Origin of the sequence: Glycomyces amatae (assembly GCF_020991375.1) — a bacterium.
GTDB classification, from domain to species: Bacteria; Actinomycetota; Actinomycetes; order Mycobacteriales; family Micromonosporaceae; genus Glycomyces; species Glycomyces amatae.
In genome coordinates this window covers 318,204-332,516 of record NZ_JAJLQZ010000002.1, presented here as the reverse complement: position 1 = coordinate 332,516, position 14,313 = coordinate 318,204, and the positions used below count along the sequence as shown (strand labels likewise).

The 14,313-nt window shown below is 73.0% G+C and carries 13 protein-coding genes; 3 read left to right on the top strand and 10 right to left on the bottom strand.

Annotated elements, in window-relative coordinates; translation table 11 throughout:
- Positions 1-489: 489 nt before the first annotated feature.
- The gene (locus LO763_RS04420; RefSeq protein WP_230600734.1) at positions 490-1,140 is read right to left on the bottom strand and encodes an HAD-IA family hydrolase; all 651 of its coding nucleotides are present in this window, start codon (positions 1,138-1,140) and stop codon (positions 490-492) included.
- Between the two features lie 149 nt (positions 1,141-1,289).
- On the opposite strand from LO763_RS04420, the gene LO763_RS04415 reads away from it, so the two are divergent.
- Positions 1,290-1,829: a GNAT family N-acetyltransferase gene (locus tag LO763_RS04415; protein ID WP_230600733.1), complete on the top strand. Its 540-nt coding sequence runs from the start codon at positions 1,290-1,292 to the stop codon at positions 1,827-1,829.
- A gap of 74 nt (positions 1,830-1,903) precedes the next feature.
- Here LO763_RS04415 and LO763_RS04410 read toward each other — a convergent pair whose 3' ends face one another.
- The 4 genes from LO763_RS04410 to LO763_RS04395 are packed head-to-tail and all read right to left on the bottom strand — an operon-like array spanning position 1,904 to position 5,535.
- Positions 1,904-2,578, bottom strand: a complete 675-nt coding sequence (locus LO763_RS04410) for a response regulator (RefSeq protein ID WP_230600732.1) — start codon at positions 2,576-2,578, stop codon at positions 1,904-1,906.
- Positions 2,575-3,786: a sensor histidine kinase gene (locus LO763_RS29570; RefSeq protein ID WP_230600731.1), complete on the bottom strand. Its 1,212-nt coding sequence runs from the start codon at positions 3,784-3,786 to the stop codon at positions 2,575-2,577. Before LO763_RS29570 ends, LO763_RS04410 begins: the two co-directional genes overlap by 4 nt.
- A 10-nt stretch (positions 3,787-3,796) precedes the next feature.
- Positions 3,797-4,618, bottom strand: a complete 822-nt coding sequence (locus LO763_RS04400; protein ID WP_230600730.1) for an ABC transporter permease — start codon at positions 4,616-4,618, stop codon at positions 3,797-3,799.
- Positions 4,615-5,535 (bottom strand): ABC transporter ATP-binding protein, encoded by a 921-nt coding sequence (locus LO763_RS04395; RefSeq protein ID WP_230600729.1) that lies wholly within the window; start codon positions 5,533-5,535, stop codon positions 4,615-4,617. Before LO763_RS04395 ends, LO763_RS04400 begins: the two co-directional genes overlap by 4 nt.
- 240 nt (positions 5,536-5,775) lie before the next feature.
- On the opposite strand from LO763_RS04395, the gene LO763_RS04390 reads away from it, so the two are divergent.
- Entirely contained in the window at positions 5,776-7,698 is a 1,923-nt protein-coding gene (locus LO763_RS04390; RefSeq protein ID WP_230600728.1) for an N-acetylmuramoyl-L-alanine amidase, read from the top strand.
- A gap of 31 nt (positions 7,699-7,729) precedes the next feature.
- Here LO763_RS04390 and LO763_RS04385 read toward each other — a convergent pair whose 3' ends face one another.
- On the bottom strand, positions 7,730-9,307 hold the full coding sequence (locus tag LO763_RS04385; protein ID WP_230600727.1) for a bifunctional 3'-5' exonuclease/DNA polymerase: 1,578 nt from the start codon (positions 9,305-9,307) through the stop codon (positions 7,730-7,732).
- Between the two features lie 254 nt (positions 9,308-9,561).
- Here LO763_RS04385 and LO763_RS04380 point away from each other — a divergent pair, with 254 nt between their 5' ends.
- Entirely contained in the window at positions 9,562-9,705 is a 144-nt protein-coding gene (locus LO763_RS04380) for a GPGG-motif small membrane protein (RefSeq protein ID WP_230600726.1), read from the top strand.
- 121 nt (positions 9,706-9,826) lie between these two features.
- On the opposite strand, the gene LO763_RS04375 is transcribed toward LO763_RS04380, so the two are convergent.
- The 4 genes from LO763_RS04375 to LO763_RS04360 form a co-directional block, all read right to left on the bottom strand.
- Positions 9,827-10,867: a LacI family DNA-binding transcriptional regulator gene (locus LO763_RS04375; RefSeq protein WP_230600725.1), complete on the bottom strand. Its 1,041-nt coding sequence runs from the start codon at positions 10,865-10,867 to the stop codon at positions 9,827-9,829.
- 19 nt (positions 10,868-10,886) lie between these two features.
- Positions 10,887-11,843, bottom strand: coding sequence for a carbohydrate ABC transporter permease (locus LO763_RS04370; protein WP_230600724.1), 957 nt, complete (start codon positions 11,841-11,843; stop codon positions 10,887-10,889).
- Positions 11,840-12,790, bottom strand: a complete 951-nt coding sequence (locus LO763_RS04365; protein ID WP_255671790.1) for a carbohydrate ABC transporter permease — start codon at positions 12,788-12,790, stop codon at positions 11,840-11,842. Before LO763_RS04365 ends, LO763_RS04370 begins: the two co-directional genes overlap by 4 nt.
- Before the next feature lie 88 nt (positions 12,791-12,878).
- Positions 12,879-14,147, bottom strand: a complete 1,269-nt coding sequence (locus LO763_RS04360) for an ABC transporter substrate-binding protein (RefSeq protein WP_230600722.1) — start codon at positions 14,145-14,147, stop codon at positions 12,879-12,881.
- Positions 14,148-14,313 lie beyond the last annotated feature (166 nt).

Genomic DNA, 14,313 nt, shown 5'->3' with positions numbered 1-14,313 from the left:
CTTGAGAGGGCCGGCGGGTGGCCGGCCGGCGCGGCGCGACCCGAGGGCCCGGCGGGCGGGGTCGCCCGCCGGTGTCGCGCGGCGTGGTGAGTCATTGCCGTTCGCCGTGCCGTCGACGACCGCAGGACCGGGCCGCGCGAAGCGGCTTCGATCGACGGCCGTCGATGCTTTCGACAGCCAAAGTATTGCCGAAGCGCGGTAATTTGTCAAGAATTACCGGAAATTTCTCGATAATCTAATATGTCCAGATTAGACAGAATGAGAATATTATGCCTGCGTACGGGCGATGCACAGGAGGCGGTTGGTGGAGCAGGGGACGCAGGGGAGGGGGTTCAAGGCCTCGGACCGGACTGGGACGACCGAAACTTCCGGTCGACTTCCGGTCGGTATCCGGGCGCGGTGCGGCTCCCGCGCGCAGCGAGGCGGCCGGTCCCCGGACGCCTGCGCGTCCCCGGTCCGGCCGCCGTCGAGTCTTCTCGGCGCCTGCGGCTAGCCGACCGCGACCGACAGGAGCGGCCCGGCCTGGTCGACGCGCACCGCCCGCAGGTCCGCGACGCGCGGCAGGCCCTCGGCCTCGTGCCCCGCGTAGCCGCCGACCACCACCGGCGCGGCGCCCGCGGCCTTCGCCGACACCAGGCCCGCCGGGGCGTCCTCGAACACGACCGCCTCCGCCGCCTCGTACCCCAGCGCCTTCGCCGCCATCAGGTACGGCTGCGGGTGCGGCTTCCCGCTCGTCACGTCGTCGGCCGCCACCAGCACCTTCGGCAGCGGCACCCCCACCGCCGCCAGCCGCCGCAGCGTCAGCGCCCGCGTCGCCGAGGTCACCACCGCCCACCGGGCCGGGTCCAGCGACCCCAGCAGCGCCGCCGCCCCCGGGATCTCGCTGATCCCGTCCGTGCGGTCGATCTCCTCGGCCTCGATCCGGTCCGTCTCCGCCACCGCGTCCACGCCCGGCGGCGCGAACTCCGACACCACCTCGATCGTCGGCCGCCCGTGCGCCACCGCCAGGATCGCGGCCGCGTCCAGGCCGTGCCGGCCGGCGAACCGACCCCACGCCCGCTCCACCGACGCCGTCGAGTCCACCAGCGTCCCGTCCATGTCGAACAGCAGCACCGCAGCGGTCAGCACCGAATCGCCCATGTGTTCCTCCTCGAATCGATCCGCAACGCTACCAACGGCAGATGTCCGCCGCGCTACATTTCCCAGGCCTTGGGGCGAACGCACCGCGGGCGCGGTCCCCGCCCCGATACCGGTTGCGCCGCAGCCGGAGGTCGCCTAGCGTCGAGGCCGTGCCCGAACTCGTCCTCCCCACCGAGCGCCTCGCCGCCTCCTTCACCGAGGCCGTCCGCGAATTCCTGGCCGAAGGCCGCGGCGGCCGCGACGACCGCACCCTCCTCGGCGAGCTGATGCGCACCGCCGGTCCGCCCGCCCACCCCGGCCCGTGGTTCGCCCGCGTCCTCGCCTTCGAGCGGGCGCTCACCGACGACCCGCCCCCCGGCTTCGTCCCCTCCACCACCCACTGGTGGGCCGAGGGCGACGCGTACCTGGGGCGCATCAACATCCGCCACCGCCTCAACGACCACCTCCGCGAGGTCGGCGGCCACATCGGCTACGACGTGCGCCCCTCCGCGCGCCGCCGCGGCCACGCCACCGCCATGCTCGCCGCCGCCCTGCCCCGCGCGGCCGCCCTCGGCATCGAGAAGGCCCTCGTCACCTGCGACACCGACAACACCGCCTCCCGCAAGGTGATCGAACACAACGGCGGCGTGCTCGAGGACCGGCGCGGCCGCAAGCTGCGCTACTGGGTGCCCACCGCGCCCGCGCACTGAAGGAGGGCGCGACGGCGCTCGAACGCGCCGCCTGCGACGAGGCCCGGCGCGCCGGGGCCGCGGGCTCCTGCCGGTCAGCCGCCGTCGGGGGCGACCAGGCCCGTGTTGTACGCGAAGATGACCGCCTGCACCCGGTCCCGGGCGCCGATCTTCGCGAGGATGCGGCCCACGTGCGTCTTCACCGTCGACTCGGCCAGGTGGAACCGCTCGGCGATCTCGGCGTTGTTCCAGCCCCGCCCGATCGCGGTGAGCACCTCCCGCTCCCGCTCGGTCAGCACCCCCAGCTGCTCGGCCGTCGCGGAGGCGTCCGGTTCGCCCTCGACCGGGAACTGGTCGGCGAACCGGTCCAGCAGCCGGCGCGTCAGCTTCGGCGCCACCACCGCGTCCCCGGCCGCCACCACCCGGATGCCCGTCAGCAGGTCCTCGGGCTGCGCGTCCTTGACCAGGAACCCGCTCGCCCCGGCCCGCAGCGCCGCGTACGCGTACTCGTCCAGGTCGAACGTGGTCAGCACCAGCACCCGGCTGCGCCCGCCCGCCGCGATGATCCGCCGCGTCGCCTCGATCCCGTCCACCCCGGGCATGCGCACGTCCATGAGGACCACGTCCGGGCCCAGCTCGGTCGCCCGCCGCACCGCGTCCGCCCCGTTGTCGGCCTCCCCGAGCACCACCAGGTCCGGCTGGCTCTCCACCAGCATCCGAAACCCCATGCGCTGCAAGGGATGGTCGTCGACGATGAGCAACGTGGTCACGTGCGCTCCCCTCCGTTCCGCGGCAGCCACAACGCGACGCGCCAGCCGCCGAGCACCTCCGGCCCGGCCACCATTGTGCCGCCGAACGCCGCCGCCCGCTCCGCCAGGCCCGCCAGTCCCCGCGCCGTCCCGGCGTCGTCGACCCGGTCCCCGGTGTTGGCCACCGCGACCGCCAGGCCCCCGTCGCGGTACTCGAGCGACACCTCGGCGCGCTTGATGCCCCTCGCGTGCTTGAACACGTTCGTCAGGGACTCCTGGACCGTCCGGAACACCGCCAGCTGCTGGTTCTCCGACAGGTCCCAGTGCTCGCCGGAGGTCCGCACCGTCACCTGGAGCCCCGCCTCGCGGACCCGCTCGATGAGCGCGTCCAGCTCGGCCAGACCCGGCTGCGGTGCCAGCTCGACGACCTCGCCGCCGTCCTCGGCCTTGAGCACCGACAGCACCCGCCGCAGCTCGCCCAGCGCCTCGCGGCTGGTCCGCCCGATCGCCTCCAGGGCCTCCTTGGCCTTCTCCGGCGCGGTCGCGGCGGCGTACGCGCCGCCGTCGGCGAGCGCGTTGATGACCGCCAGGTTGTGCCCGATGATGTCGTGCATCTCCCGGGCGATCCGGGTCCGCTCCTCGGTCACGGCCGTCTGCGCCGCCTGGTCGCGCGCCGAGGCCAGGAACTCGCGGCGGGTGCGCACCACCATCGCGATCATCACGACGAACCCGAAGTAGAACGCCGCCGGCAGGAAGTACTCCAGGAAGCTCCCCGGGGACAGGCGGTAGTTCACCAGCCAGTCGGCCAGCGTCGGCACCAGCGACGCGGCGGCGGCCCACCACAGCAGTTTGAGCGGGCGCCGCAGCACCAGGTTGTACAGGACCACCGTGAACGCCACGGACCCCGCCATGCCCACCAGCACGGCGCCCTCGATGTTCACGCCCAGCCCGATCGTGATCGCCATCGGCGCGCCCTGGCTCAGCAGCACCGCGAACGGGTAGCGGCGCCGCCAGATCGTCGGCACCATGAACAGCACCGTCGCCGTCCACTGCGCCACCGGGTGGTTCAGCGGGACGTCGCCGATCGCCGCCGCGAGCACGCCCAGGCACGTGAAGCAGGCGAACAGGATGAGGGGGAACGCGTCCCACAGCAGCGGACGCCGGGAGTCGAACTCCGACATCCGCTGCCACAGCCCGCGCTTGCGAGAGACGGTCACGGTCTGCGCCACGGGGACATCCTCACATGTCGCGGCGCTTGAGCAGCAGTCCGGCCACGCCGTAGGCGACCACGAGCCAGACGCCCATCCACAGCCACGACTCGCCGACGCCCAGCGCCTGGCCGGACGCGTCGACGTACGTGATCGTGTTCGCCGCGTTGCCCGGCGCGTACGGCGTCACGTCGGACACCCAGTCCCACGGCAGCAGGGTCGCCAGCTGCGGCAGGATCATGATGACGCCGATGTAGAACCCGATCGAGCCGGCCGAGTTCCGCAGGATCGCGCCGATGGCGATCGCCAGCAGCGTCAGGTAGACGATCATCGCGACGTACCCGACCAGGGCCCGCGTGACCCCCTCGTCGCCGAGCGAGATCCCGCCCAGGTCCGTGCCGTCCAGCAGCGCCTGCGACAGGAAGAACGTCGCGAACACCATGACGGTGAACAGGACCGTCACCACCGCGCCGAACACGGCGGCCTTCGCCCACAGCACGCCCAGGCGCTTCGGGGCGGCCGACATCGTCGACCGGATCGAACCGGTCGAGTACTCGCCGGTGATCACGAGGATGCCGAGCACGGAGACGAACACCGAGCTCAGGCCCACGCCCGACATCGCGAAGCCGACCGCGGTCTCGGCGCCGCCGATCTCCAGGTCGGTCGGCACGGTCCCGGAGATGAGCGCGCCCAGCCCGGCGCTGAACACCACCGCGCACAGCAGCACGATCCACGTCGAGCGCAGCGACCACAGCTTCGTCCACTCCGAGCCCAGCAGGCCCGCCGCGCTCAGCTTGTACTGCGTCGGCTGCACGTAGGGCGCCGGGCGTTCGGTCATCGCGGCGGCGGTCATCGGCTCGCCCCTTCCGTGGTCTGGCGGTACTCGACCGCGTCGGCGGTCAGCTGCATGAACGCGTCCTCGAGGGAGCCGCGGTCGGTCCGCAGCTCGTGCAGGACCAGGCCGTGCGCGGCGGCGGTCTGCCCCACGACGGCGGCCTCGGTGCCCGAGACCTCCAGGACGCCCTTCTCGGGGCTCGCGATGGAGACGCCCGGTCCGGCCAGGTGCTCGGCCAGCCGCGCCGCGTCGGGCGAGACCACCCGCACGCGCGCCTGCCCGTTGCCGGACACGAAGTCGTCCACCGTGGTGTCGGCGAGCAGCCGGCCCTGCCCGATCACGATCAGGTGCTCGGCGGTCTGCGCCAGCTCGCTCATGAGGTGCGAGGACAGGAACACCGTCCGCCCCTCGGCGGCCAGGCCCTTGAGGAGCACGCGGATCCACTTGACGCCGTCCGGGTCGAGGCCGTTGACCGGCTCGTCCAGGATCAGCACCGCCGGGTCGCCCAGCAGCGCCACCGCGATGCCCAGGCGCTGGCCCATGCCGAGGCTGAACCCGCCGACGCGCTTGCCGGCGACCTCGTGCAGGCCCACCAGGTCGATGACCTCCTGGACCCGACGCTTGGGGATGCCGTGGGTGCGCGCCAGCGCCAGCAGGTGGTTGTACGCGCTGCGGCCGGCGTGGACCGACTTGGCCTCCAGGAGCGCGCCGACCTCGGTCAGCGGCGAGCGGAACTCCGAGTAGTGCTTCCCGTTGACGCGGGCGAGCCCGCTCGTGGGGGCGTCCAGGCCCACGACGGCGCGCATCGTGGTGGACTTCCCGGCCCCGTTCGGCCCGAGGAACCCGGTCACGACGCCGGGCTTGACGTTGAACGTCAGATCGTCCACGGCGGTCTTCTTGCCGTAGCGCTTCGTCAGATGCTCGATCTCGATCATGCACACGACGGTACGGTCCGCCGGGCGGCCGTTCATCCGTTTCGAGAGCGAACTTTCGGGACGCGAGTGGTACCCCGGTACTACTCCTTCCGGCCACCGCCGCCGGGCACCGGCGCGGTTGCCCGATGTGACATATGTCCGTTGTGGGATTTCGGGCGCGATGCCGCGAACCGTCCAGGCACCCTCGGTGCGGCATCGATACTCGTTGCAACCCATACCGATCGAGTGATTGAGAGACCCATGACGGACCATCCGCACCGTCGGCGCCGGTACCGCGCCGTCGCGGCCGGCGCCGCCGCGCTCGCCGCGGCGGCCGCCCTCGGCGCCACCGCCGGGCACGCGGGCGCCGAGACGCCCGCGGCCTCGCCCCGCCAGGCCGAGTACGCGGCGGCCGCCGCCGCGTACGACGTGCCCGAGGCGATCCTCCTCGGCGTCTCCTACCTGCAGTCCCGCTGGACCGACCACGGCGGCGAACCCAGCACCGCGGGCGGCTTCGGCCCCATGCACCTCACCGACGAGGTCGCCGCCCCGTCCGGCGCCGGCCCCCACCACGACGGCGACCCCCGCGGCGACGACACCCGGCCCATGGAACTCCTCCCCGAGGAGGACCCGGCGCCCGAGACCGCCTCCGGGCCGACCACCGTCGACGACGCGGCCGACCTCACCGGCGAGACCGAGGACGCCCTGCGCACCGACCCGGCCGCCAACATCGCCGGCGGCGCGGCCCTCCTCGCCGACCACCAGGCCGGCCTCGGCGTCGACTCCGACGACCCCGCCGACTGGTACGCGGCCGTCGCCCGCTACTCCGGCGCCGAGGACGAGGCCACCGCGGCCCGCTTCGCCGACGAGGTCTTCGAGGTCGTCGCCACCGGCGCCGCCGAGGACACCGACGACGGCCCCGTCACCCTGCCCGCCACCCCGGTCGACCACGACCGGGCCCAGATCGCGCTGCTCGACCTGCCCGCGCCCGAAGGCCGCCACCGGACCGTGTGCCCCCGCCACCTCGGCTGCGAGTGGATCCCCGCGCCGTACGAGAGGACCGGCGACCTGCCGGGCCAGTACGGCAACCACGACCTCGCGAACCGCGAGGAGGAGATCGACGTCAACGCGATCGTCATCCACAACACCGAGGGCTCCTACGAGGGCACCCTCGACGTCGTCCGGGACCCGGCCCAGATCTCCTGGAACTACACCGTCCGCTCCGCCGACGGGCACATCGCCGAACACCTCGACCACGAGAACGTGGGCTGGCAGGCCGGGAACTGGGCGGTCAACATGCGCTCCCTCGGCATCGAGCACGAGGGCTACGCCGCCGACGGCTCCTGGTTCACCGAGATCCTGTACCGCAACTCGGCCGAACTCGTCGGCTTCCTCGCCGACCGCTACGACGTGCCGCTCGACCGCGCCCACATCCTCGGCCACGACAACGTGCCCCAGTCCGACCACTGGGACCCGGGCCCCTACTGGGACTGGGAGCACTACTTCCACCTGCTCGGCGCCGACATCGACCGCCCCGAGGGCGGCGTCGACTCCGGCGTCGTCACGATCGCGCCCGACTTCGAGCGCAACCACCCGGTCATGACCCGCTGCGACACCGAGCGGCCCGAGGCCGAGTGCCCCGAGCGGAACGCCTCCACGGTGTTCCTGTACTCCGAGCCGAGCTTCGACGCCCCGCTCCTGGTCGACCGCGTCATCGACCCGGACCTGGGACCGGCCACCACCCGCGTCGACGACACCGGCAGCCGCGCCGGGTACGGCCAGCAGTACGTCGTCGCCGGCCACCAGGGCGACTGGACCGCCGTCTGGTACCTCGGCCAGACCGGCTGGATCCACAACCCGGCCGACAACCCGGTGCTGGCCCCCGCCGAGGGCCGCACCGTCACGCCGCTGCGCGACGACGTGCCGGTCTACCGCGACACCTACCCCGAGGAGGAGGCCTACGAGGGCACCGACGCGGTCTACCGGGAGAACGTGGTGCAGTACACCATCGACACCGGGCAGTCCTACGTGTTCGCCCAGGAGCTCCGGTCGCAGGTGCTGTGGGCGAAGACCTACGAGGGCCCGAACTTCGTCGTCGACGGCGAGACGGTGTTCTACCAGATCCAGATCGGCCACCGGATCGGCTACGTGAACGCCGCCGACGTCGCGCTCTCCGACGCCTGACGGCATGAGGGCCGGGCCCCGGGCCCGGCCCTCACTTCGCCTCCGCGTAGCTGTCGACCACCTTGGGCCGCAGCGGTATGCGCACCGGCATGTCCCCGAACAGCACGGCCGTGGCGTCCGCGGCGGCGCGCTCGACCGCGGCCGCCGCCGCCTCGGCGCGCTCGGCAGGGCAGTGCACCATCACCTCGTCGTGCAGGAAGAACACCAGCTCGCCGAGCCCGGCCTCGTGGAGCTCGCGCCGCAGCCGCGCCAGCAGCACCAGCGCCCACTCCGCGGCGGTGCCCTGGACGATGAAGTTCCGCGTGAACCGCCCCCGCGACGCGGCGACCTTCGTGCCCTCGTCGGAGTTGAGCGAGCGCCACCACCGCTCCGAGGGCGCGGGCACGGTCCGCCCCAGCCAGGTGCGCACCAGGCCGCCCTTCTCGCCGGTGCGCGCGGCCGCCTCGACCCGGTCGAACGCGGCCGGGAACCGGTCGCGCATGAGCTGCACCAGCTGGGCCGCGTCCCCCGAGGTGCCCCCGTACATCGCCGAGATCAGCGCGATCTTCGCCTTGGACCGCTCGCCGCCCAGGCGCGGGGCCAGCTCCGTGTACAGGTCGTCGGCGGCCGTCGCCGCGATCATCGCCTCGTCGCCGCTGATGGCCGCGAGCAGCCGCGGCTCCAGCTGGGCCGCGTCGGCCGCCACCAGCTTCCACCCCGGGGCGGCCCGGATCGGCTCCCGCACCGCGTGGGGGAGCTGGAGCGCCCCGCCGCCGTCGGTGCCCCACCGGCCCGTGTCGGCGCCGCCGACGATGTACACCGGCCGGAACCGCCCGAAGCCGTCCTCCGCGCCGCCCACCCACGCGTCGGCCCAGTTCCAGCCGAACGCGGTCCACACCCGCGCGTGCTCCCGGTAGGTCTTCAGCGCCTCCACGGCCGGGTGGTCGACCGAGGCCAGCTCCCAGGCGTGCGTGGTCTTCACCTCCAGGCCCGCGGCGTGGAAGGCCGCCAGGACCTGCTTGGTCGAGTCGGGGTTGAGCTGGTGCCCGAACGCCGCTACCACCTTGTCGGCCAGCGCCTGGAGCTTCCGGGGCCGCATCCCCTTGGACGGGCGCGGGCCCAGCAGGTCGCGCAGCAGCCGGTCGTGGACGCCGCGGTCGAACGGGACGCCGACGCGGCTCATCTCGGCCGCGACCAGCGCCCCGGCCGACTCGGCCGCGATCAGGGCCCCCAGCCCCGGCAGGGCGGCCGCGCCGGTGCGGCGGCGCTGGTCGAGCCAGTCGGCCTGGAGCCGGGTGAGGGCGGCGGGGCCGTCGACCGGCGCCGGTTCGCGCTCGAAGAGCGTGCCCGCGTCCGGGTCGGCCTCGACGGCGTGCGCGGGCGGCTCGCGGCCCTCGACCCGCGAGAGGATGCGCTCGGCGAGCCGCAGGTCCCGGCAGCGGTCGAGCCGGGCCCCGGCCTCCAGCAGCACCGGGTAGTCGCGCGCCGCCTCGGCCACCACCCACCGCGGGGACTCGTCCTCGCGCGCGGCCACGGCCGCCGCGAGGTCCTCGTGGTAGGCGACCGCGCCGCCGGGCAGCGGCATCGTCCACCCCTCACCGCCCCGACCGGGCACCAGCGCTACCTCCACGCCCCAAGTGGAACACGCGGGTGCGACATCCCGGTCCCGGTCGCGGGCGCCGACCGCGCTGCTGCGCGTTCCGGCGCGGGTGCCGCAGGGGCGTCCCCGGGCGGCCGGGAAGCCCCGCCCGAGGTGCCGAAACGACCGCTTCGTCACGGACCGTGCACTTATGGGACCCGCATCCCTGCGGCGCGGGGTCCGCAGTCGAGGACATCCGTGAGGACAGTAGACATACTTTTCCGCGCCAGGGGTATACGCTCCGCATGGCATTGATACTTTGGATCCTCGCGGTCATCCTCGTCGTCTACGGCATCTGGATGATCTTCCGAGGGAACGTGCTGCTCGGCATCGTCGTCATCATCGTCGGCCTCCTGGTCGGCCCCGGCGGGGTGAGCCTGTTCACCTAGCCCGGCCGCTCCCGAGGCCCCGCCGCCACGGCGGCGGCACGGCCCGGAGAGCGGCCTCCACCAGGCACGGGTCCGCCCGGCATCCGGCGAACCGGTCCTCGCGAGAGGGCCGGTTCGCCGCCTACGCGGACTCGCGCACCACCAGCTCCGTGGGGAGGATCGTCAGCGGTTCCACCTCATGGCCCTCCAGCAGCCGCAGCATGGCGCGGGCCATGCTGCGGCCTATCTCCGCGATCGGCTGGCGCACCGTCGTCAGCGGCGGGTCGCAGAACAGGGCCAGGGCGATGTCGTCGAACCCGACCACGGCCACGTCCTCGGGGACGCGCCGCCCGGCCTCCCGCAGCGCCTGGAGCGCCCCGTGCGCCATGAGGTCCGAGGCCACGAACACCGCGTCCAGGTCCGGCTCGTCGGCCAGGAGCTGGCGCATCGCCGCCTGCCCCGACTCGGCGGTGAAGTCCCCGACGGCGACGATCGCGCGCCGGTCGACCGCCGCCAGCGCCTCCCGGTACCCGTCCAGGCGCTCCCGCCCCGCCACCATGTCCTGCGGGCCCGCGATCGTGGCGATCCGCCTGCGGCCCCGCATGATCAGATGGTCGACCGCGGCCCGCACCCCGCCGAGGTGGTCGACGTCGATGCACGGCGCGTTCAACTGCGGCAGCCCGTTGCACACCACCGGCACCCCGCGCCGCAGCATCAGCTCCGGCAGCAGGTCCGCGTCGTGGAGCGAGGCGAACATGACCCCGTCGACGTGCCCGCCCACGGCGTACCGCTCGGCCCGCGACCGCGCCTCGGCCGAGCCGGTCGTCAGCAGCACCAGGAGCTTCCCGGCCGCGTCGAGCTCGCCCGCGACCCCGCGGATGACGCTGGGGAAGAACTGGTCGTCCGAGAAGACCCGGTTGGGCGACTCGGGCAGGATGAGCGCCACCGAGTCGGTCCGGTGCGTCACCAGCGACCGGGCCGCGGCGTGCGGCACGTAGCCCAGCTCGGCCGCCGCCGCCTCGACCGCCTCCCGCAGCTCCTCGGCCACCGTGGTCTGGCCGTTCACCACGCGCGACACCGTCGCCCGGGACACGCCGGCCCGCTCGGCGACCTCCTCCAGGGTCGGCCGGCCCTGGCGGGGCCCCCGCACCGTCCCGCCCGGTCCCGCAACCGCTCGACGCATCTCGTCCGCCTCCGTCTTCTCAGCCCTTGACCGCGCCCTGCATGATCCCGCTGATCATGTACTTGCCCAAGAGCGCGAACACCGCCAGCAGAGGAAGCGTAGCCAGCATCGTCCCGGTCAGCACCAACGACTGGTCGGTGACGTACCCGCCGCTGAGCGAGGACAGCGCCACCTGCACCGTGTACCGGTCGGGGCTGGAGAGGACGATGAGCGGCCAGAAGTAGTCGTTCCACGCGGTCAGGAACGTCAGCACCCCCAGCACCACGGCCGCGGGCCGCGCGGCGGGCATGACGATCTGCCAGAAGATCCGGAACGTCGAGGCGCCGTCGACCCGGGCCGACTCGATGAGCGAGCCCGGCAGCGACCCGCGCAGGTACTGGGTCATGAAGAACACCCCGAACGCGTTCACCAGGCCCGGCGCGATCACCGCCCACAGCGTGTCCGTCCACTCCAGCTCGATCATGAGCATGTACAGCGGGATCACCCCCAGCTGCACCGGCACCATCATGGTCGCCACGACCGCCACCAGGAGCCCCTTGGCGCCCTTGAAGCTGAGCTTCGCGAACGCGAAGCCCGCCAGCGTCGAGAAGAACACCACCGAGGCGGTCACCGCGGCCGACACCAGGACCGAGTTCACCAGGGCCGTCCCGAACGGCACCGTCGCGAAGACCCGCTCCACGTTCTCCACCAGGTTCGCGCCCGGCAGGACCGGCGGCGGGACCGACGCGAGCGCCGAGTTGTCCCGCGAGGCGACCACCACGCTGTAGTACAGCGGGAACCCCGAGAAGAACAGGACGGCGACGAGCGTCAGGTAGGCCAGGCGCCCGGGCCGCTCGCGCAGCAGCCGCATCCGGGCCCGGGCCCGCCGGCCGGACCGGCCCGGCAAGGCACTGCGGTCCGGCCGGCGGGAGTCCGCGGCCGCGCCGGGCCCGGCGCCGGCGGGGGCGGGATCGAGGTCGAGGTCGGGGCTGGTCATGAGGCGCTCCTGATGCGGCGGATGAACACGTAGTTGAGGAGGGCGACGAGGACGATCACGGCGAACATCGTCCAGGCCACCGCCGAGGCGTACCCGAACTGGAAGCCGCGGTTGAAGCCGTGCTCGTACAGGTAGAGCGTCAGGGTCTGGAACTGCCGGGACGCCCCGCCGGTGACGCCGTTCGCCCCGCCGCCGGCGAACAGCTGCGGCTCGGCGAAGATCTGGAGGCCGTAGATGGTCGAGACGATCACGGTGAACACGACCGTCGGCCGGATCATCGGCACCGTCACCTGGAACAGCTGCTGGAGCCGCGAGGCCCCGTCCAGGTGCGCGGCCTCGTACACCTCCTTCGGCACCGCCTGCATGGCCGCCAGGTAGATCAGCGCGTTGTACCCGGTCCACTTCCACGCCACCATGACCGCGATGGCGATGTGCGAGCTGGCGGTCCCGGCCTGCCAGTCGATCCGGCCGGCCCCCAGCGACTCCAGGACCCAGTTGACGAGCCCGAAGTCGCGGCCGAACAGCTGGCTGAAGATGACCGCCACGGCCACCACGGAGGCCACGTTCGGCAGGAGCATCCCCATGCGCCAGAACGTCTGGCCGCGCAGCCGCATCGTCAGCAGGTGCGCCAGCAGCAGCGCCGCGAACAGCTGCGGCACGGTCGCCAGCAGCAGGATCGAGATCGTGTTGGCCAGCGCGTTCCAGAAGTACGGGTCGGTCAGGAGCGCCTGGTAGTTCCCGAGGCCGACGAACACGTGCTCGTCGGACAGCAGGCTCCACTCGTGCGTGGACACCCACGCGGTGAACGCGAGGGGGAAGAGCCCGAACACGGCGAACAGCGCGAAGAACGGGGCGATGTACAGGTACGGGGAGGCTTTGAGGTCGAGGCGGTAGCGCCATAGACCGGCGGGGGAGGGCCGGGCGGCCCCCTTGGCGGTGACGGTCATCGGTCGGATCGCTTTCACGGTTCGCAGGGGCGGGACGCGGGCGGGGCGGCCGGGCCCGGGCAGCGGGCCCCGGCCGCCCCCGGAGGGGTCAGAACGACTCGAGGTCGCCGACGACCTGGCTCCAGGCCTCCTCGGCGGACTGGCTGCCGTCCTCGATCCGGCCCAGGCCCTGGCCGATCGTGGCGAGGACGTCGCCCTGGAGGGGGCCCTGGTACTGCGGCTCGACCGCCTGCGCGGCGTCGGTGAAGATCTGGCCCACCGGCGCGTCGTTGAAGTACGCCTTGCTCATGTCCGTCAGCGCCGGGTCCTCGTACAGCTCCGGCGTGGACGGGAAGTTCCCGGTCGACTCGAACACCTTCAGCTGCTGCTCGGGCGCGGTCAGCCACTCCAGGAACTCGTACGCCTCCTCGGCGTGCTCGCCCTGCGCGGGCAGCACCAGGTGCGAGCCGCCCATGTTCCCGGCCCCGCCGGGCACCGTCGCGATGTCCCACAGGCCGGCCGCGTCGGGCGCGTTCGTCTCGATGTAGGAGGTCATCCACGCGGGGCAGATGATGGTCGCGAACGTGCCCTCGCTGAACCCGGCGTTCCACTCCGGCGTCCAGGCCTGGAGCCGGTTCGACATGCCCGCCTCGATCGCCTCCACCGTCAGGTCCCAGGCCTCGCCGATCGCGGGGTTGGACTCGACGACGAGGTTGTCCTCCCGGTCGTACACGCCCTGCTCGGCCTGCTCGACCATGGCGCGGAACATGTTCCCCGAGGACTCGAAGAAGTAGTCGCCGCCGGTGGCCTCCGAGTACTGGTGGCCCACGGCCACGTAGTCGTCCCAGGACCCGGCCCACAGCGCCGAGACCTCGTCGCGCTCCACGGGCAGCCCGGCGGCCTCGAACAGGTCGCGGCGGTAGCACATGGCCATGCCGCCGACGTCGGTGCCGAGGCCGATGAGCGACTCCCCGTCCGCCGACAGCGCCTGCTGCCACTTCCAGTCCAGCCACTGGCCCTCGAGGTCGCCCGCGCCCAGGTCCAGGAGGTCGTGGAAGCGGTCGGGCTGCGCGGTGTACTGCGAGATGTAGCCGACCTCGACCGCCTCGATGTCGGCCGCGCCCGACCCGGTCGCCAGGTGCGTGGTCAGGTTCGTGTGGTGGTCGGCGAACTCGGCGATGCGCTCCTCGAACTCGATCTCGGGGTGGAGTTCGGAGTACTCCTCGTAGAGCGGGCCGAAGCCGAAGTCGCCGAACAGGCCGACGCTCAGGGTGATCTTCCCGTCGTCGTCCCCGCCCGAGCAGGCGGCGGTCCCGGCGGCGACCAGGGCCGCGGCGGCGGCGACCGCCATGGCGGCGCGGGTCGGTCTGCGTGTCATCAGTGTGTGCTCCTAGTGCGATGGATGAGGGATCCGCCGCGCCGCCGGGAGGCGGTGCGGCGGCGCTGCCCCGGGCCGGCCGCCGCCGGTCGCGGCCGGCCCGGGAACCTCGGTCGAGAGAGCGCTCTCTCGACCGAGGAAAAAGGGGTGGACGCGGGCGGCGCGG

Coding starts and splice junctions, on each gene's coding strand:
- LO763_RS04420 (WP_230600734.1), bottom strand. CDS start 1,140: ATGGGCGATTCGGTGCTGACCGCTGCGGTGCTGCTGTTCGACATGGAC.
- LO763_RS04400 (WP_230600730.1), bottom strand. CDS start 4,618: ATGACCGCCGCCGCGATGACCGAACGCCCGGCGCCCTACGTGCAGCCG.
- LO763_RS04395 (WP_230600729.1), bottom strand. CDS start 5,535: ATGATCGAGATCGAGCATCTGACGAAGCGCTACGGCAAGAAGACCGCC.
- LO763_RS04390 (WP_230600728.1), top strand. CDS start 5,776: ATGACGGACCATCCGCACCGTCGGCGCCGGTACCGCGCCGTCGCGGCC.
- LO763_RS04380 (WP_230600726.1), top strand. CDS start 9,562: ATGGCATTGATACTTTGGATCCTCGCGGTCATCCTCGTCGTCTACGGC.
- LO763_RS04375 (WP_230600725.1), bottom strand. CDS start 10,867: ATGCGTCGAGCGGTTGCGGGACCGGGCGGGACGGTGCGGGGGCCCCGC.
- LO763_RS04370 (WP_230600724.1), bottom strand. CDS start 11,843: ATGACCAGCCCCGACCTCGACCTCGATCCCGCCCCCGCCGGCGCCGGG.
- LO763_RS04365 (WP_255671790.1), bottom strand. CDS start 12,790: ATGACCGTCACCGCCAAGGGGGCCGCCCGGCCCTCCCCCGCCGGTCTA.
- LO763_RS04360 (WP_230600722.1), bottom strand. CDS start 14,147: ATGACACGCAGACCGACCCGCGCCGCCATGGCGGTCGCCGCCGCCGCG.